The following is an 18,347-nucleotide window of genomic DNA, read 5'->3' as shown; positions in this document are numbered from 1 at the left end:
CGCCGTTAATCGGTTTCCCAGAGCATAAACCAAAAAGTTCCCAACCTCTTCTTATTTTTAAAAATTACTATTTATTTTTAAATAAGTGGTGGTCCTGCGGTATCTGGAGTAAATGAATCCCATATACTTCGTGTCACATGAACATTCGCGAAGGAATGTAAAATCAGTATAAATAATAATTGATTCTCATTAAATACTTCATGGTTCCCTTCCACGTGTGCATAGTCACCAATCTGTTTCCAACTTGCTATTTCATTTTCTCTTTTCGTATCTTTAATTACCGTATATCTATTTTCATCTGAATGAATATTGTAAATGACTCCATTATATTTCATTATTCCGTATGTTTCTTCCCGACCATTACTTTGTTTATCGAATAGAATTTGAGATTCCCCACTACTCGAATAGTAGGTTACCTCGAAATGCTTTTGTGTCATTTGGGTCTTTACTTTAACATGCGCTATCAAATGATGATGGTTATCATAAATTGTGAATTGATTAAATTTAAAGCCCATACTGAAGAAACTAATGATACGTTGGAAAACATTACTATATTTTTTCTGTATCGTACCAATATGTTTATCTAAATTCCCTTTAATGTCGGAAGATTTTGTAGAAAATCGATTTCGCTTAAAGTATTTATACATGCTTTCACCTATATTCAATATGTCTTATTTTTATGATAAACAAACCTTTATAATGAATTCAAATCGTTTCTATCCTATATGAGTAGTCATTTTCCAAAGCGGGTAGACAAATCCTGTAAGAATGATTAAGTAATCACTTGAAAGGGTGTTAGAGAGAATGACTAAAACAGTTTATGATGTTATAGATTTCGGTGTGAATTATATCAGAAGTGTTTATGACGACTGGGATGTGGTGGAAGTATTAGATAAAGATGATAGCGTATTTCCAAATACATTGCATTGGCAATATGGACATGTGTTAACTGTGTTCGAAGAAGCGTTATCTATGGGTAACCAAGAAGTTGTAGATGTTGAAAAGTATGGCCGATTATTTGGTACTGGCACAAAACCAGCTGACTGGGGAAATGAAGACGTACCTTCCATTGAAAGTATTTTAAATGATATTAAAACATTACCTGAACGTGCGAGACATTTAACTGATAAGGACCTTGAAAAAGAAGTAGATCAACCTGTCGCAGGATGTAAAACTTTAGAAGAATTTCTTGTACTGAACGCATTACACATCCCATTACATGCGGGTAAAATCGAAGAAATGACACGTGTGTTAAAATCTGCGCAATAAACCGTTTGATTATTCCGATGGCTTATGATTAAGCTGTCGGAATTTTTATGTTTTCAAAAGTGTAGCACCTTTATTGATAATCTTTCTCATTAAAATTCTTTTAGGTCTGTACATATCATTTTCAGAAGACTATGATTGAAATGTAAAAAAGAACATTAAAAGAAAGAAGGAAAGTTATTATGGAGAATACGGTAAAATATCGTAAATTCATCCTACCAATTGTCGTAGGTTTGATTATTTTGGCACTTACCCCTTTTAAACCTGATGCCTTAAATGATCAAGCTTGGTACATGTTCGCAATCTTTGTTGCTACGATTATCGCATGTATCACACAACCTATGACCATCGGTGCTGTATCTATCATAGGCTTTACGATTATGGTACTCGTTGGCATTATGGATACTAAATCGGCTGTTCAAGGATTTGGTAATAGTAGTATCTGGCTGATTGCTATGGCCTTTTTCATTTCAAGAGGGTTTGTTAAAACTGGTCTTGGTCGACGGATTGCACTCCAATTCGTTAAATTATTCGGTAAGAAAACGTTAGGACTAGCATATTCACTTGTTGGTGTAGATTTAATTTTAGCACCAGCAACACCTAGTAACACAGCACGTGCAGGCGGAATTATGTTCCCTATTATCAAATCTCTTTCAGAATCATTTGGTTCAACACCTAAAGATGGTACTGAAAGAAAGATGGGTGCCTTTTTAATTTTCACAGAATTCCAAGGCAACTTAATTACTGCGGCCATGTTCTTAACTGCAATGGCTGGTAACCCTATTGCTCAAAGTTTAGCAGAGAAGACTGCACATGTTCACATCACATGGATGAATTGGTTTATTGCAGCTATCGTGCCTGGTCTTATTTCACTTATTGTTGTTCCATTCATTATTTATAAGATGTACCCTCCAACTGTTAAAGAAACGCCTAACGCTAGAAAATGGGCAAACGAACAATTAGACGAAATGGGCAAAATATCTTTAGCAGAGAAATTTATGATTGCGATTTTTATTATCGCATTGGCACTATGGGTAACAGGAAGCTTTATCAATGTTGATGCAACGCTCACAGCATTTATTGCGTTATCACTGCTATTACTTACTGGTGTATTAAATTGGAAAGATATTTTAAATGAAACTGGGGCGTGGAATACACTTGTATGGTTCTCAGTTCTTGTACTTATGGCTGATCAGTTAAATAAACTAGGATTTATTCCTTGGTTAAGTAAAATCATCGCACATAGTTTAGGTGGATTTAGTTGGCCAATCGTACTTATTTTACTTATCTTATTCTTCTTCTATTCACACTATTTATTCGCAAGTGCAACGGCCCACGTCAGCGCAATGTATGCCGCACTCCTAGGCGTAGCCGTAGCAGCTGGAGCACCACCATTATTTAGTGCATTAATGCTAGGTTTCTTCGGTAACTTACTTGCTTCAACAACGCATTATAGTAGTGGTCCGGCACCAATCCTTTATGCATCAGGCTATGTGTCTCAGAAACGTTGGTGGCTGATGAACCTCGTACTCGGTATCGTGTACTTTATCATTTGGATTGGATTAGGTTCACTATGGATGAAATTAATTGGTATTATGTAGAGTTGAATCGCTCTTTTTAGGGCGATTCTTTTTTAATTACACTCAGCTTCTATTCCTAACATTTGGTGGACGGGATGGTTTGAAATTTCCACGAGAACTTTAGCTATATAATGTGATCCATATTCCACTTCACTATTCATCCAGCGTTCAATAACCCCTAAATGGCCATATATAGTATGGTTCAGTATAATATCCTTTTTAAAGTCAATGTTCACATCGTTTTTCTCCAGTAAAGGATAATAGATTTCCTCTCTTACTTTTTGAACAAGTAAAGCCCTGAAATACGTATTATTCATATTCATAATTAGCACTTTGATAAATTCAAAGTTAAGTTCAATAAATTCTAGTAGTCTATAAAATGAAATCTCAAAATCTATGTTGAAAATCGCATCTTCATTCATTGGATTACTTTTCACATATTCAATCATCTCGTTGATAGTTTCTTCAATAATTGAATTAAGGAAGTCATCTTTACTTTTATAATGCAAATAAAAAGTACTTCTGTTGATATTTGCTGCATTCGCAAGTTGCTGAATCGTAATTTTTGAATAACTTTCCTCATTCATTAGTTGTGTTAATCCCTTTTTCAAATACTTATTTGTTCTAATTTGACGTTTATCCATTCTAGACAACTCCTAACTTAAGTCTATTAAATCTAATTTAATTAACATTTCATCCTAATTTGTTTATTAAGTCGTTTTCCTCAAAATTTTAAGGAGGACATTCTTATTCTTCTGTGCTATTTTATCTAATAGACACATCGTCTATTAAGTTTGATTATATTGTATCAGAAATCAACGGTAATTAATAAAGGGAGGTTCTTATTATGAATAATAAACGAGAGATTATAGATATTCATCACCATATTATTCCCAAAATTTATAAAGATGCATTAAAGAAAATTGGCGTTACCACTGCGGGTGGCTACCCTATCAAAGATTGGGAACCTCAAGATAGTATTCAAATGATGGATGCATTGAACATTCAAGTTGGTGTCACATCTATCTCAGAACCAGCGACATTACCTTTTAAAAGAAAACAAGCAGCGAAAGTCGCACGTGAAGTTAATGAGTATCAAGCTGAACTTAAGCGCACCTATCCAGGAAGATTTAAATGTTTAGCATTACTTCCTATGCCTCACGTTAAAGAAACGATTAAAGAAATCGAATATGCTTTAGATGTTTTAAAACTAGATGGTGTAGGTTTGCTTTCAAACTATGATCAATCTTATTTAGGTGACGATGAATTTGATAAAGTGATGGCTAACTTGAATCAACGTGATGCCATTGTATTCGTCCATCCTAGTTCTGCATCATCTCGGTTTAAAGCACCTCAATTTGTATTTGCTGACTTTATTGAAGAATTTACTTTTAACACAACGCGCGCTGCTTCGAATTTAATTTTCAGTGGAACGATGGAGCGCTATTCAAATATTAAATTTATCTTAGCGCATGCTGGTGGAACCTTACCGTATTTGAAATGGCGTATTAATGAAACGTTAAATACTCAAAAATATGTAATGGAAGATCCTAAAAATAGACTTAAATCATTTATTACTGGTAAAAAATCAGATTTAGCTAAAGAAGTTGCCAAACATCCAATTCGATACGCTAAAATGTTCAAAACATATAAAAAAGGGTTGGATCGTTGGAGCACTTTATCACAATCTGCTGAAGATTATATGCGTCAATTTTATTATGATACAGCACTATCAACAGGTGAATCGGCATTCGCCAGTTTAAATGAAGTAACGGACAAATCACATATTTTATTTGGTTCAGATGCACATTATGCCCCAAATGATTGGATTGCCAAAATGGAGAAAAATATTGAAGAATCTAGGTATTTTAATGAAAATGATAAACAAAATATTTTCCAAGGAAATACTGCTCAAATTTTGAAATAGGAGGAAAAAATGATGAAGGCTTTATTAAAATTTAAATGGCCGATATCCATATTAGTGATTATTGTTATCGCTCTATCCCTTATTTTCTCACCTAATTTATCTCAACTTGCAAAAGAGAAAGGTGAAATTAAGCCTCCGAGTGATACTACATCACAAAAATATGAACAAATGTTAAAAGATGTCGGTGCAAACTCTAATTCTATGGTCGCTGTCATCGACTTGAAGAAACCGATTAACAGTAATGGAAACGACCAATTAGAATCTTATATTAAAAAAATTAAAAAAGTAGATAACGTTGATAACGTCATCTCACCGTATACTAATAAAGAAACATTCAATAAAGTCGTTTCTAAAGATAAGAAAACGGTCATGCTTCCAATAGAGTTAAAGTCTAATAACTCTGAAAAGGTCGCAAACAATATCAACAAAATAGATCAACATTTCAAAGGTGTGTATTTAACAAATAATGATTTAATGACCAAAGATATTAATAAAAGTGCTGATGCAGGCTTACAAAAAACTGAAATTGTTACGGTCATTCTCATTTTAATTATTTTATTTGCGGTGTTCCGCTCAGTAGTCACACCATTCATCCCATTATTTATTGTGGGTATTTCATATGTATTTAGTTCTGCAATTGTAGCGATATTAGTAAAATATTTTGATTTCCCAGTGTCCGTATATATTCAGCCGTTCCTCGTAGCCTTACTATTCGGTATTGGCACAGATTATTGTATTTTATTACTCAACCGCTTCAAAGAAGAACTAGGTAAAAATGATAAATCAACTGCTGTTTATAACACGTTTGTAAGTGGTGGTAAAACTATCTTATTATGTGGACTTACAATTTTCGTAAGTTTCTTAGTCATTTTGTTTGCTAAATTCGACTTATTTAAATCTGCCATTGGCATTGGTATTGGTGTTATTTGTTTAATGCTCGTTATTTACACATTATTACCATTGATTATGTCATTGTTAGGTGAAAAAATCTTTTGGCCTAGTAAGAAATCTACAAGCCACAAAGATAACAAGTTCTGGGGTAAGTTGGGTTCATTTTCAATTAAAAATGCATTCCTCACTATCTTAGTGATACTCGCAGTGTTTATCCCATTAATTTACTTTACACCTAATAAAATCACTTACGATAACACAAATGAAATTAGTGACAGCTATCACTCAGTTAAAGCCATCAACATCATTAAAGATAAATTTGAACTTGGTGAAGCCTTCCCAGTCACTATTGCCATTAAAGACGACCACAAATTAACAACGAGCAAGGGATTAGGAGATCTTGAATCACTTTCTAAAAGTATTAATAAAATAGATGGTGTGAAAGGCGTAAACACAGTCACTCGTCCTACAGGTACACCAATCAAACAACTATCAGCAACAAATCAACTCGATACGATTCAGAAGAAATTAAATAAAGCCAATAATGGTTTAGGACAAGTGAATAGTGGCTTAGGAGATATGCAAAGTAAAGTTGAGCCTTATACTAACTCTGAAAAGGTTCAACAACAAATGCAACAAGGTTCTCAAAATCCACAAGCTGCATCACAAAGTATCACGCAACAAGCTGGTCAATTATCTCAAGGCTTACAACAAGCCCAACAAGGTAACCAAAAAGTAATGAACGGTCAAAAAGAGATTCAATCTTACTTAGACGGTATGGCCAACGATAAGAGCGTGAACCAATCTGGTATGTATATCTCTGATGACATGATGAAAAACAAAGATATGAAACAAGCTATTAATCAGTACAGTGATGATAATGGAAAAGTTGTACTGCTCAACGTAGAGCTTGATAAAAATCCTTATTCTAAGTCTGCGTTTAAAACATTAAATGACATTAAGGATACAGTTTCAAATCAAACGAATGATACAAGCTTTGATCACAGTAAAATTGAATATGGTGGGATTACGTCACAAAACTCTGATCTAGACCACACAATTAATTCAGATATGCAAAAAGTGATTATACTCATGTCATTAATCACATTTATCGTACTCGTTATATTTAAACGCTCAATTATTATGCCACTATATATGATGTTCTTAATACTCCTCACATACTATGTATCAATGAGTATTGCTAATCTCATATTCGATCATGCATTCGGTGGTAATGGCGTATTACTTGTCGTACCATTCTTTAGTTTAGTTATTCTCTTCTCACTGGGTATCGATTATGCTATTTTCTTACTCAATCGATTTAACGAAGAGGTTCAAAACGATGATATTCATACTGCACTGATTACTGCTATGAAGAAAATGGGTACAGTTATTATTACAGCATGTATCATTATTATCGGAACGGTGGCAGCACTTTATACATCTGGTGCACTCACATTAATGCAAATCGCTACCGTATTAATTATTGGATTGCTCATCTATAACTTACTCATCTTACCTTTATTCATTCCGTCTATGGTGGCTACATTTGGTAAAGGAAATTGGTGGCCATTTAAGATGAATAACAAAGAAAAATAAATGATCGCTAGATATAGAAATGAGGCTGAGACATAATTAAATGTTTCAGCCTTCTTTAACATATTGGCAGTAGATGTCTGAATTAAAAGTGCGCTTATATCAAGCTTCTTTCAATCCTAGCCATCCTTGCCGGCGGGGCCCCAACATAGAGAATTTCTTTTTAAGAAATTCTGCAAACAATGAAAGTTGGGAGAGGGACAACGAAAATAATTTTGCTAAATTATATTTCTGTCCCTCTCCCATTTTTTTAATATATGTGCCTTTTACTGAGAAAATATAATGAAATAATTATTTTGCAATTGGATTTCTTTTAATATTCATATATTGAGAAATGCTGTATAAAATAATTCCTATCCAGATAAAGATAAATGTAATAAGTTGATTGATATCGAATTTTTCTTTAAATACAAAGATACCAAGTATAAACATAATCGTTGGCCCTACATATTGAATAAATCCTGTCAGTGATAAAGGTATACGTTTCGCTCCTGCAGAGAACAGTATTAATGGAATCGCTGTGACTGCCCCTGAAAAGATAAGCCAAAATGATGACATATTGAAACCAAACGTCATGTGATGTTGCTGCCATAAATAAATGACATATATAATACCCGCTGGTGCAGTTACAATGCATTCGATAGCTATACTACTAATCGCATCAATGTGAACAACCTTTTTAAGGAGACCATAGACGCCAAACGATAGTGCAAGCATGATAGATACGAATGGGAATTCTCCTATTTTGATTGTCATATAGAGTACACCGATTAATGCAAAGATAATTGCTAGCCATTCAAATTTGTTGAATCTCTCTTTTAAGAAAATAAGTGCAAGCACAATACTGACTAGAGGATTAATATAATAACCTAGACTTGATTGAAGTACATGACCATTCGTTACGGCCCAAATAAAGGTTCCCCAATTAATCGTAATCACATATCCAGCCACAATAATTGCGATGAGTTGTATAGGATGCGAAATTAACTGATTCACATCTCTAATGAACGCTTGTCGTTGATTGCGTCCTACGATGAGTACAAGAATCATAAAAATCATTGAGAAAATGATTCTAAAAGCAAGTATTTCGAAAGCGCCGATATGATTGATGAGCTCCCAGTACATAGGAAGAATTCCCCATAATACATACGCGCCTAACGCAAAAAATATTCCCTTTTTATACTCAGATGCCATGATAAGCCCCCTCACTCTATGTAAAATAAAAAATGAGCATTATTTCAGCTCATTTGATAGTATGCTTATTTAGTTTACTAATTCTACTCAATGAATGATACAAATCTGTTTGTGAGTACAGACTGAGTGATTAAATTTTTACTCGCCATGAATGAATACGATCATTTAAACGATGAAGTTTTATCCTCCAAAGAATAAATCTATAAAGTCACTTGTACGGTTTGCGCTTTCTTTATAAAACTCAGTATAACCACAATTTGTACATGTAATTGTTTTAAAATTATTATGTTGAATGTCGAACATTTTCGATAAACCTGATCCAGTCGCCGATAGTGTTCCTTCCTCGATTTCAGTGTGACCGCACTTTACGCAACCTTTTTCTTCAGACATATATTTTCCTCCTTACAATTACCTTCTTTTCATTGATTACACACTCAACTATTACACATTGGATACTGAATGAAACACAATTAGGTATAACAGTGTTGTCACTTTTTCTTACAAATAATAGGCATTTCTAAGACTAAAGCGTAAAATAATTGCATCACATATGGAAAGTAGGTTATTCAGTGAGTAAGATAAATCACCGTAAATTAAGTTGGCTCCCCTATATCACTATCGTTATCTTTTTACATATCATCGGGTTTAGTTTCTTATGGATTGCTGGAAAAGATCATCATATTCTCTTTGGAATGGGCATTCTTGCCTATACACTCGGTTTGCGACATGCGTTTGATGCGGATCATATCGCTGCTATTGATAACACCGTTCGTAAATTATTACAACAGCGCCGTGACCCTGTCGGCGTAGGTTTTTATTTTTCGATTGGACATTCGACTGTTGTCTTTTTAATGGCAGTATTGCTTGGAATCTCTGTTAAATGGGCTAAAAGCGAACTACCTCATTTTCAAGACATTGGTGGAACCATTGGTACACTGGTTTCAGGTTTCTTCCTCGTGTTAATTGGTATATTGAATTTAATTATATTAGTTTCTCTCATAAAATTATTTGCCAAATTGCGTCATCAACGTGTTAATGAAGAGGAAGTTGATGCGTTATTAGAAGCACGCGGTTTTGTATCACGTTTTGTAGGTCCATACTTCAAGGTGATTAGTCGTAGTTGGCATGTATTACCTTTAGGATTTTTATTTGGTTTAGGCTTTGATACCGCAAGCGAAATTGCTTTACTCGCATTATCATCAGGTGCTTCTCAACAAGCTATTTCATTTATCGGCATTTTGTCTTTACCTATTTTATTCGCTTCAGGTATGAGTTTATTAGATACATTAGATGGTATTGTGATGAAATCAGCTTACAACTGGGCATTCTTCAATCCTATTCGTAAGATTTATTACAATATCACAATCACAGCTATTTCCGTGATTGCAGCCTTAGTGATTGGTGTCATTGAATTACTTCAAATTATAGCTGATAAGTTTGACTTTAAAGGGCGTTTTTGGGATTTTATTCAATCCATTCAATTTGATTATTTAGGTTACATTCTAGTCGCATTATTTTTGGTAACATGGCTGATTTCTACGCTAATTTGGAAATTTGGAAAAGTAGAACAACATTGGTCATAAACAAAGCCGTCCAGACGTCTTTTAGTTAATAAGATGTCTGGGCGGTTTTTCATTTTCCTGAAAACAACTAAAACTACCGTCATTAATCTTATCAATTGACTTTAATATTTGAATAGTAAATACTTAACCAACATTAAACAAAGGAGAATATGTTATGAATAAAAAGATCGTGCTCATTACCGGAGCATCAACTGGGTTAGGTTATGAAACTGCCATCTTACTGGCGAAGCAAGGGTATAAAGTTTATGCGACAATGCGTAACTTAAATAAACAAGATACACTATTACAAATAGCACAAGAAAATAATTTAGATATAATCATTCAACAACTTGATGTAACTGATATAGAGAGTATTCAAACTACTGTTAAAAGAATCTTAAAGAATGAAGAAAAAATAGATATATTAATTAATAATGCAGGAGCTGGATTTGTTAAGACAACAGAACACGCGAGTGATGACGAAATCATATGGCAATTGAATTTAAATTTGATGGGTGTGATTCGTATGACGAAAGCAGTCTTACCTTCAATGAGAGCACGTAGAGAAGGTCATATTATTAATATTTCATCTGTAGGTGGTTTGGTAGGTCAACCTTTCAATGAAATATATTGCGCAACTAAATTCGGTGTCGAAGGTTATACTGAAGCACTCGCAAGCTATGTACAACCTAAGTTCAACGTTAAATTTTCAGTGATTGAACCAGGAGGCATTCAATCTGAATTCACAAATAACGTTATGGCTCAACTCGATTCAACGGGAGGCATTCAAAGCGATGAATATAAACCTATTCTTAATACTTATTTAAACGGTCTTAAGAAAAATTATGGCCCCGGTTCGTCTCAAACATCAAATGAAGTCGCACAAGTCATCCTTAATACAATAGAAAATGAAGAACCACCTATTCGAACACGTACCTCTCCATGGTCTGAAACATTTACAGAGTTAAAAACCAAAGCTGATCCCACAGGTAAGATCCAACAACAACGTGTTGCTAAATTATTAGGAGAATAAACACATTCCCACTAACTTATCGAAAATATAAATCGATTAAGTAGTGGGGATATTTCGTTCAAAATGAAAAAGCATTGATAAAGATGAAAATTTACCAATGCTTAAATCAAGTTCTTCAATTTTAGACTGCCTACCCTCTTATTTATTGAGATAGCGCAATTTTAATATGTTCAAGATGATGACGTTCATGCCAAGATAATTTAGCTAATAAGAATCCAACTGTGAGCTCACCTGTTCCTACTAAATTAACTTGTCTATCAAGTTGTTCTTCTGTGACATTTTCTCCAATTGCTACTACACGTTTGTTTAACCCCTCAAGCAATTGAATAGATACTTCAATTGGTAATTCCGAATCTGCCAAATCTACCCATTGATTTTGATCAAACTCAGGTGCTGACGGATTTTCTTCAGTTAACGCTAATTTCAAACGGCTGAATAACTGTAACTGAGAATCTGCGATATGATGGACAAGTTGTCTCACCGTCCAACTACCCTCACGATATCTTTTCTTCAACTCTTCCTCTGAAATTCCATTAACTACGTTTTTGAGTTGGTCAATATATCTTTCTACCTCACTCATCCATCGTTTCACGTCGGCTAAACTCACTTGGTTAGGTAATTCCAATTCTCCTATAGGAAATCTTACATCCATTTTATCCACCCCCACATTTTATCAATACAACTTCAGTATAATTTAATTTTCAGAAAATGAAAAACTTACACATTTATAATTTGAGTAGTCATTCTACTTCAATTCATATATTGAGAGGAGGTAGTTGTCTTAGTTAGATTATTAAGTATGTCATGTACACGTGAATTCAGTGATTTACTTGAAGAAATTAGTCCCACTTTACGCACGTGATTTTCAAGTCTAGTATAATTAAGCTTTAAATTTATCTTATCTAAATAAGAATATGGCAAAAGAGTAATACCTTTATTCGTAGCAACATTAGCTAAAATTGTTTCAAAGTAATTATTATAAACCAAATGTTCTCTTGTATTTTTGAAATTACTTTTTATAAATCGTAGGGTGTCACATGGAGGTGTTTGGACATAAATCTGTTCTGCTGAAATATTTATGTCCGAATTATTCAACTCTCCTCTCTCCTTAGAGTAAATGACAAAATAATCTTCATCATATAATTCTTCAGTATAAAAATCATCGATTCTCAAGTTAGTAATATCGCCAATAGCTACATCTATTTTTTTATCTTTTAACGCATCTATCAAACTAATAGTATTGTCGTTAATTAAAATCTGAAAGTTATAACAATCACTATTTTGAATTTCCTTAATGTTAATAGGATAAAAGCTAGGTAATATCCCCAGTCTAATAGTATTGCCGTTTATATTAGATTCATATACCTTTATACTTTCAATTTTTTCATAAACTAATTTTAGTTTTTCTAAAATTAATCGCCCTTCTTTTGTTAAAAAAGCCCCCTTGCTATTTCTAACAAAAATTTTTTGATTTAATTCATTTTCAATTGCTGTAATTCTTTTTCTAATCGCTGGGGTACTTATATTCATTACTTCAGAAGCTTTATTAAAGCTTTTATATTTAGCAACTTCTAGTAAATCTTTAATATAATCCGTTTCCATTTCATTCTCCTTGAAACTTTTAGTTCACACGTCTTGAAACATATTTATTATTCAAAGTAATCTATTTAAATACTAACCTTAATTTACAATATTAAAAACTATTTAGATTAGTTAAATGGAGGTTAGTATGAAAAGAATTCTTATTTTAGCTTTAGGTATGTTTACTCTAGGAATGGATACATATATCGTAGCTGGATTAATCCCGGAAATAAGTAAAAGCTTAAATCACACAAGTACAGCCATCGGACAAGGCGTAACAATCTTTACACTAGTTTTTGCAATTTCTGCTCCGTTGTTTTCAATATTTTTATCAAAAATTAATGTGAAGTATACGCTTATGGTAGCATTATTCATTTTTATTATAGCGAACATCTTAACAGCATTATCATTTAGCTTACCTATTTATTTGATTGCTAGAGCTATTGCTGGCTTAGGCGCTGGTATATTTTCACCCATGGCTGTAAGCACAGGTAGTCAATTGGTAGAGAATAGTCATAAAGGAAAGGCTTTAGCAACTATCGTTGGAGGCATGAGCGTAGGAACTGTAGTAGGCGTACCACTAGGTATTCAAATATCTAATATAAGTTCATGGAGATTCACTCTGGCATGTATAGCTTTATTAAGTAGTGTGGCTCTGCTGCTCATCTCTATTCATTTCAAACAAATATTTGTACCTTCTCCTCCAAGCATTAAAGCACGTTTTAATTTATTTATAAATCCCAATATTATTAGAGTTATAACAGTTACGGTTTGTGCAGCAATATCTAGCTTAGGGCTTTATACCTATTTAAGTAACTTAGTTGATCAATATCCTAGTGTCTACTCAATACCTATTTATTTAACAATATGGGGTATTGGAGGCTTAATTGGGAGTTTTGGTATTGGCTTTATTTTAGATAAATTTAAATCTACTAATTTAATTATGTTAAGTATAATGGTTTTCCTTCTTATCAGTTTTATACTTTTACCGTTTATTATTCAAATACCTCTGTTGAGTAGCATTCCCTTTTTAATATGGGGAGCTATGGGGTGGGCAACACAAGCACCTCAACAACATATATTAATTAAGCAACATCAAGATTATGGAAGTACTGCTGTTGCCCTAAATAGTTCGATTAACTATTTAGGAAGTAGTATTGGCTCAGCCTTATATGGTTCTCTATTATTGATAACTCGGAATATCAACGCACTTATAATTCTGTCTATTTTGTTTTGTAGCATGGGGGTATTGGTACAATTAATAAATACAATTTTAAACGTAAAGAAAACGCAATAAAATTATCTTTATTCATATAGACTTAATACAAGTTCCTTTTTGATGTTTTTCGTTAAATCTATAAAATAATTACATTGCCATTTTTGAGTTTTAAGCGCAGTAGTATTCAAATTTGTTTCCCAAACTGGATAAACTCTAAATGCCATTTTGCCTTTCTTTTCATCATGGCTTAAGATACCTTTTTTCAACAAGAGATCCTTAGATAATACATATTGACCACATTTATCATTATCGATAACATTGACAATTAATTTCTCGGGAAAGTTTTGATAATCAAATGGTTGGTTGATTTGAGTTTTATCTTTAGTCCAGAGTGTTACAAAATACCCTGATTTTTTAGGTGTCTTTTTAGCTAATCTACTTTTACAAAATGTATGATTTAACTTAAGATCCATTGCTTCATACTCTGTATTCCATTGTTCTTCGGAAATGATGTTATAGTTTAAATCCATACACTTTGATAAGTGATTCAAAATTTCAACTGATTTCAAGTTCATTTTTTATTAGCACCTTTAAATTTATTTTTATAAGAATATCACGTTTCAATACAATAAAAATTCCTATGACACTTCATTACATTCATGTTTTTGAGTCATAGGAATTTTCTTTATATTCTTGATCTACATATCTCCAATTGATAAATATTTTGTTTCAAGGTATGGTTCTATGCCTTCGATGCCACCTTCTCGACCGTAACCACTTTGTTTCATGCCACCAAATGGTGCGTGTGCAGCTGATGGCCCTCCATCGTTCCAACCAATAACGCCATAATCTAAAGATTCGTATAAGTGGAATCCTGTATGATAATCGTTAGTGAAGAAATAGGCTGCGAGTCCAAATTCAGTGTCATTCGCCATTTGAATCGCATCTTCTATATCTGAATATGTCATGACTGGTGCAATAGGGCCAAATGTTTCTTCATGCATTGCTTTCATTTCTTGATTCGCATTTGAAATAACTACAGGTTTTAAGAAATTACCACCTAATTCTTGAATGTCTGATAATGAACGCGATAATTGGCCACCCTTATCTTCTGCGTCTTTAATCTGGTCAATTACTTTATTAACACCTTCTTGATTAATAAGTGGACCCACAACGACATCCTCATCCATGCCGTTACCTATTTTCAATGCATGAACTTTTTCTGTTAACTTTTCAATATACTCTTGTTCAATTGATTCGTGAACATAAATTCTATTTGCGCAAATACAAGTTTGTCCTGCGTTACGGAATTTAGTAGCAATCGTTTGATCAACCGCTAAATCCACATTCGCATCTTCATGTACGATTAGAGGTGCTAAACCACCTAATTCCATCGTTACATTTTTAATAGATTGAGATGCCTGCTCAATTAATTTTTTACCAACTTGAGTTGAACCAGTAAATGTAACTTTTTGAATGATTGGACTCTCATTAAAGATTTCTCCAGCATCTTTACCGGATAAAATCACATATTGAATCGCATCTTCTGGAATACCCGCTTCATGTGCTAACTCAACTAATCGAATTGTCGTTAGAGGTGTTTGCGTTGCTGGTTTACAAACAATCGTGCAACCTGCGGCTAAAGCGGGCGCCATTTTACGTGTAATCATAGCTGCTGGAAAGTTCCAAGGCGTAATTGCACCTACAACACCTACTGGAAATTGCTGTACGATAATCTTTTTAGATGATGAATTGGCAGGAATTGTACGACCATAGATACGTTTTGCTTCTTCTGCATACCATTTAATATAAGAATTAGCATAATCGACCTCACCTTGTGCTTCTTTATAAGGTTTGCCACCTTCTTGTGTAATCAGTTTTGCTAATTCATTTTTATGTTCATCAACTAAACGTGCCCATTCAAATAACTTTGCTGAACGTTCATGTGCATCCACTTGTTTCCATGATTGAAATGCTTCATGTGCGCGTTCAATTTGACGATGGGCGGTTTGTTCGTCAGTATATTCTAAAATCTTAATCACTTCATTTGTTGCTGGATTCAAAACATCTAATTTCGTCATTTAAATCCACCCCTTTGGTAATATTTTACACTTCCGATTGTATACTACTCTATCTTTATTCGCTAACTTTTAAGATGGATTGGCATCCTTCACCTTTCGTACAAGCATTTCGATGTCTTCAATATTCACTTTACCAATTAACTTTCTATAATCACTCATTAACGTTTGTATGATATTGTTACCCTTTTCCGTTAAATAAATATATGTCGCACGTTGATCTTCTTTACTCATATCCTTACAAATGAATGCTTTCTTTGGAGATCTCAGTCGGTCTATAAGGCGAGACATAGCACTCTGACTCAATTTCACTTCTTTAATTAGGTCATTAATTTTATATTTCTTATCTTTCGCCTTATATAACTCATAAAGCACATAGAATTCTCTTAAACTTATGCCATAGTTCTGTTTAAAATTACGTTCAATCATATCTTCTATATATCTGAAATATTCTGTAACCTCAATCCATTCATCTATACCATTCTGTTGTGTCATTCTTGCACCTCCTCAGCTGACTTATTCTCACTTATTATTATACATTGATGCTCGTTTTGTAGAAATATACAGCATTTATTTCTGTTTTTGAAAATGAATTATGAGATTATGTTTATTTAATATCATAAAATGACTCATGCGCTGAATTGAAGTTAATGATAAAATATATAGCGGTTTGTTAGCATTTTACATATAAAAATTAAGCGAAATAAAAAGGGAGTATATTCATGAATAAAACAGTGCATATTATCGGTGCAGGTTTAAGTGGTCTTGTAGCGGCTACGGAACTGCTTAAGAAAGGGTTCCACGTTACTTTAATTGATCAAGAACCTAGACAAACGATTGGAGGACAGGCTTACTGGTCGTTTGGAGGCCTATTCTTAGTTAATTCGAAGGTACAACGTCGATATGGTGTTAAAGATTCTTATGATTTAGCACTTAATGACTGGATGGGATCTGCACAATTTGACCGCCTCGATGGAGAGGATTATTGGGCAGAACAATGGGCAAAGGCCTACGTCAAATTTGCCACTTATGAAAAGGAAGATTACTTACATCGTATGGGTATCAAACTAACACCAATTCTTGGATGGGCTGAACGTGGTGGATCATCTGCATCAGGTCACGGTAATTCAGTACCTCGTTTCCATATTACATGGGGAACTGGTCCTGGACTTGTCGAACCATTTACGAATTATGTTTTACAACAAGAACAGGCTGGTCGCGTAACATATTTACCAAGACATCAAGTCACAGCTATCGACATTGAAGATAATCAAGTGCGACATATCTCAGGAAATATTCTTGAAGAAAGCGATGTAGAACGTGGCGCACCCTCTTCTCGTGAAGTCATTGATACGTTCTCATATGATGTAGAAAATCTTGTAATCACCTCTGGTGGTATCGGGGCTAATATAGAACTGATTAAGAAGTATTGGCCGAAACGTCTTGGCAAAGCGCCTCAACATATGATTCAAGGCGTGCCGGATTCAACTGATGGACGTTTAATCGGTATTTCTGAAAATGCCGGTGTCAATATTGTAAATAAAGACCGCATGTGGCATTATACGGAAGGCGTTAAGAACTATAGCCCTATATGGAAGCAGCATGGTATACGTATTATTCCAGGCCCTTCTTCAATGTGGTTTGATGCTGAAGGTCATCGTATGAAGGCACCTGATTATCCTGGATTCGACACATTACACACGTTAGAAACAATTATGAAAACAGGATATGATTATTCTTGGTTTATCTTAACAGAAGACATCATTAAGAAAGAATTTGTATTATCAGGTTCTGAACAAAACCCAGATTTAACGAATAAAGACATTCAATTATTAATTAAAGAACGTTTAAGTAAACAAGCTACCTCACCAGTCAACGCATTTGTAGAAAAGGGTGAAGACTTTGTTGTCGCTGATGATTTAGGCACATTAGTTAAGAAAATGAATGCACTTGTTAACGATCATTTACTAAATTACGAAGAGATTAAAGCAGAAATTAAATCTCGTGACTTACAAATTACAAATGCATTTAGCAAAGATCCTCAGATTGCATTTATTCATAATGCAAGACAATTTTTAGGAGATAAGATTGTAAGAACGGCAAAACCTCAACCATTCTTAAGTAATAAGAGTGGTAAATTGATTGCTGTGAAACTCAATATCATCAGTCGTAAAACACTTGGTGGTATTCAAACTGATTTAGATGGTCGTGCCATGAATCAACAGAGTGAACCTATTCAAGGTTTATATGCTGCTGGAGAAGCTTCAGGCTTTGGTGGTGGCGGTCTTCATGGATATCGCGCACTTGAAGGTACGTTTTTAGGTGGCTGTATCTTTAGTGGTATTCGAGTTGCAGAAGGTATAGATAAATATAATCAATAAGTCATTTCTTATAGAGTGGTTACTCATATTTTTGATATG

The 18,347-nt window shown here is 33.9% G+C and carries 17 protein-coding genes; 8 read left to right on the top strand and 9 right to left on the bottom strand.

All coding sequences use genetic code 11. The features are described 5' to 3' along the window. Positions 1–77: 77 nt before the first annotated feature. On the bottom strand, positions 78–647 hold the full coding sequence (locus HMPREF2580_RS11320) for a tubby C-terminal domain-like protein (protein WP_070833155.1): 570 nt from the start codon (positions 645–647) through the stop codon (positions 78–80). A 157-nt stretch (positions 648–804) separates the two neighbouring features. Between HMPREF2580_RS11320 and HMPREF2580_RS11315 the strand changes: the two genes are divergently transcribed. After that, complete coding sequence (locus HMPREF2580_RS11315; RefSeq protein WP_002444781.1) at positions 805–1,269, top strand: DinB family protein; 465 nt, start codon at positions 805–807, stop codon at positions 1,267–1,269. Between the two features lie 179 nt (positions 1,270–1,448). Further along, the gene (locus HMPREF2580_RS11310) at positions 1,449–2,867 is read left to right on the top strand and encodes an anion permease (RefSeq protein WP_070833152.1); all 1,419 of its coding nucleotides are present in this window, start codon (positions 1,449–1,451) and stop codon (positions 2,865–2,867) included. 32 nt (positions 2,868–2,899) lie between these two features. Here HMPREF2580_RS11310 and HMPREF2580_RS11305 read toward each other — a convergent pair whose 3' ends face one another. Then, positions 2,900–3,490 carry a TetR/AcrR family transcriptional regulator gene (locus tag HMPREF2580_RS11305; RefSeq protein WP_002444784.1) on the bottom strand — a complete coding sequence of 197 codons (591 nt, stop codon included), beginning with the start codon at positions 3,488–3,490 and terminating at the stop codon, positions 2,900–2,902. A gap of 203 nt (positions 3,491–3,693) precedes the next feature. Between HMPREF2580_RS11305 and HMPREF2580_RS11300 the strand changes: the two genes are divergently transcribed. Continuing rightward, positions 3,694–4,773 (top strand): amidohydrolase family protein, encoded by a 1,080-nt coding sequence (locus HMPREF2580_RS11300; RefSeq protein ID WP_049402045.1) that lies wholly within the window; start codon positions 3,694–3,696, stop codon positions 4,771–4,773. A 12-nt stretch (positions 4,774–4,785) separates the two neighbouring features. Then, positions 4,786–7,263: an MMPL family transporter gene (locus HMPREF2580_RS11295; RefSeq protein WP_070833148.1), complete on the top strand. Its 2,478-nt coding sequence runs from the start codon at positions 4,786–4,788 to the stop codon at positions 7,261–7,263. Between the two features lie 288 nt (positions 7,264–7,551). Here HMPREF2580_RS11295 and rarD read toward each other — a convergent pair whose 3' ends face one another. Together rarD and HMPREF2580_RS11285 are read right to left on the bottom strand one after the other, a co-directional pair. Further along, entirely contained in the window at positions 7,552–8,454 is a 903-nt protein-coding gene (gene rarD / locus HMPREF2580_RS11290; RefSeq protein WP_049402047.1) for an EamA family transporter RarD, read from the bottom strand. A 180-nt stretch (positions 8,455–8,634) separates the two neighbouring features. Then, complete coding sequence (locus HMPREF2580_RS11285) at positions 8,635–8,844, bottom strand: zinc ribbon domain-containing protein (RefSeq protein WP_002444793.1); 210 nt, start codon at positions 8,842–8,844, stop codon at positions 8,635–8,637. A gap of 179 nt (positions 8,845–9,023) precedes the next feature. Here HMPREF2580_RS11285 and HMPREF2580_RS11280 point away from each other — a divergent pair, with 179 nt between their 5' ends. Then, positions 9,024–10,037, top strand: coding sequence for a HoxN/HupN/NixA family nickel/cobalt transporter (locus HMPREF2580_RS11280; RefSeq protein WP_002444795.1), 1,014 nt, complete (start codon positions 9,024–9,026; stop codon positions 10,035–10,037). 154 nt (positions 10,038–10,191) lie between these two features. Next, complete coding sequence (locus tag HMPREF2580_RS11275; RefSeq protein WP_070833146.1) at positions 10,192–11,049, top strand: SDR family oxidoreductase; 858 nt, start codon at positions 10,192–10,194, stop codon at positions 11,047–11,049. A gap of 142 nt (positions 11,050–11,191) precedes the next feature. On the opposite strand, the gene HMPREF2580_RS11270 is transcribed toward HMPREF2580_RS11275, so the two are convergent. Further along, entirely contained in the window at positions 11,192–11,701 is a 510-nt protein-coding gene (locus tag HMPREF2580_RS11270; RefSeq protein WP_070833143.1) for a YfiT family bacillithiol transferase, read from the bottom strand. Between the two features lie 98 nt (positions 11,702–11,799). After that, positions 11,800–12,651 (bottom strand): LysR family transcriptional regulator, encoded by an 852-nt coding sequence (locus HMPREF2580_RS11265; protein ID WP_070833140.1) that lies wholly within the window; start codon positions 12,649–12,651, stop codon positions 11,800–11,802. A gap of 127 nt (positions 12,652–12,778) precedes the next feature. On the opposite strand from HMPREF2580_RS11265, the gene HMPREF2580_RS11260 reads away from it, so the two are divergent. Further along, positions 12,779–13,927: an MFS transporter gene (locus HMPREF2580_RS11260; RefSeq protein ID WP_070833137.1), complete on the top strand. Its 1,149-nt coding sequence runs from the start codon at positions 12,779–12,781 to the stop codon at positions 13,925–13,927. 8 nt (positions 13,928–13,935) lie between these two features. Here the strand turns inward: HMPREF2580_RS11260 and HMPREF2580_RS11255 are convergent, their stop codons facing one another. The 3 genes from HMPREF2580_RS11255 to HMPREF2580_RS11245 form a co-directional block, all read right to left on the bottom strand. Beyond that, positions 13,936–14,424 carry a MepB family protein gene (locus tag HMPREF2580_RS11255; RefSeq protein ID WP_070833135.1) on the bottom strand — a complete coding sequence of 163 codons (489 nt, stop codon included), beginning with the start codon at positions 14,422–14,424 and terminating at the stop codon, positions 13,936–13,938. A 123-nt stretch (positions 14,425–14,547) separates the two neighbouring features. Then, entirely contained in the window at positions 14,548–15,930 is a 1,383-nt protein-coding gene (locus tag HMPREF2580_RS11250) for an NAD-dependent succinate-semialdehyde dehydrogenase (protein ID WP_070833132.1), read from the bottom strand. A 69-nt stretch (positions 15,931–15,999) separates the two neighbouring features. Continuing rightward, positions 16,000–16,422, bottom strand: coding sequence for a MarR family winged helix-turn-helix transcriptional regulator (locus HMPREF2580_RS11245; protein ID WP_002444802.1), 423 nt, complete (start codon positions 16,420–16,422; stop codon positions 16,000–16,002). Between the two features lie 227 nt (positions 16,423–16,649). On the opposite strand from HMPREF2580_RS11245, the gene HMPREF2580_RS11240 reads away from it, so the two are divergent. Then, positions 16,650–18,308, top strand: coding sequence for an FAD-binding dehydrogenase (locus HMPREF2580_RS11240; protein WP_070833129.1), 1,659 nt, complete (start codon positions 16,650–16,652; stop codon positions 18,306–18,308). The last annotated feature ends 39 nt before the right edge of the window (positions 18,309–18,347 follow it).

The sequence above is a fragment of the Staphylococcus sp. HMSC036D05 genome, from assembly GCF_001836225.1.
GTDB classification, from domain to species: domain Bacteria; phylum Bacillota; class Bacilli; order Staphylococcales; family Staphylococcaceae; genus Staphylococcus; species Staphylococcus caprae.
This window is presented reverse-complemented; position numbering and strand designations above follow the sequence as displayed.

Excerpts from the sequence above, each read along its gene's own strand:
- HMPREF2580_RS11240 (WP_070833129.1), top strand. The coding sequence starts at position 16,650 with ATGAATAAAACAGTGCATATTATCGGTGCAGGTTTAAGTGGTCTTGTA.
- HMPREF2580_RS11250 (WP_070833132.1), bottom strand. The coding sequence starts at position 15,930 with ATGACGAAATTAGATGTTTTGAATCCAGCAACAAATGAAGTGATTAAG.
- HMPREF2580_RS11295 (WP_070833148.1), top strand. The coding sequence starts at position 4,786 with ATGAAGGCTTTATTAAAATTTAAATGGCCGATATCCATATTAGTGATT.
- HMPREF2580_RS11305 (WP_002444784.1), bottom strand. The coding sequence starts at position 3,490 with ATGGATAAACGTCAAATTAGAACAAATAAGTATTTGAAAAAGGGATTA.
- HMPREF2580_RS11285 (WP_002444793.1), bottom strand. The coding sequence starts at position 8,844 with ATGTCTGAAGAAAAAGGTTGCGTAAAGTGCGGTCACACTGAAATCGAG.
- HMPREF2580_RS11270 (WP_070833143.1), bottom strand. The coding sequence starts at position 11,701 with ATGGATGTAAGATTTCCTATAGGAGAATTGGAATTACCTAACCAAGTG.
- rarD (WP_049402047.1), bottom strand. The coding sequence starts at position 8,454 with ATGGCATCTGAGTATAAAAAGGGAATATTTTTTGCGTTAGGCGCGTAT.
- HMPREF2580_RS11315 (WP_002444781.1), top strand. The coding sequence starts at position 805 with ATGACTAAAACAGTTTATGATGTTATAGATTTCGGTGTGAATTATATC.
- HMPREF2580_RS11255 (WP_070833135.1), bottom strand. The coding sequence starts at position 14,424 with ATGAACTTGAAATCAGTTGAAATTTTGAATCACTTATCAAAGTGTATG.
- HMPREF2580_RS11275 (WP_070833146.1), top strand. The coding sequence starts at position 10,192 with ATGAATAAAAAGATCGTGCTCATTACCGGAGCATCAACTGGGTTAGGT.
- HMPREF2580_RS11300 (WP_049402045.1), top strand. The coding sequence starts at position 3,694 with ATGAATAATAAACGAGAGATTATAGATATTCATCACCATATTATTCCC.
- HMPREF2580_RS11310 (WP_070833152.1), top strand. The coding sequence starts at position 1,449 with ATGGAGAATACGGTAAAATATCGTAAATTCATCCTACCAATTGTCGTA.
- HMPREF2580_RS11320 (WP_070833155.1), bottom strand. The coding sequence starts at position 647 with ATGTATAAATACTTTAAGCGAAATCGATTTTCTACAAAATCTTCCGAC.
- HMPREF2580_RS11260 (WP_070833137.1), top strand. The coding sequence starts at position 12,779 with ATGAAAAGAATTCTTATTTTAGCTTTAGGTATGTTTACTCTAGGAATG.
- HMPREF2580_RS11265 (WP_070833140.1), bottom strand. The coding sequence starts at position 12,651 with ATGGAAACGGATTATATTAAAGATTTACTAGAAGTTGCTAAATATAAA.
- HMPREF2580_RS11245 (WP_002444802.1), bottom strand. The coding sequence starts at position 16,422 with ATGACACAACAGAATGGTATAGATGAATGGATTGAGGTTACAGAATAT.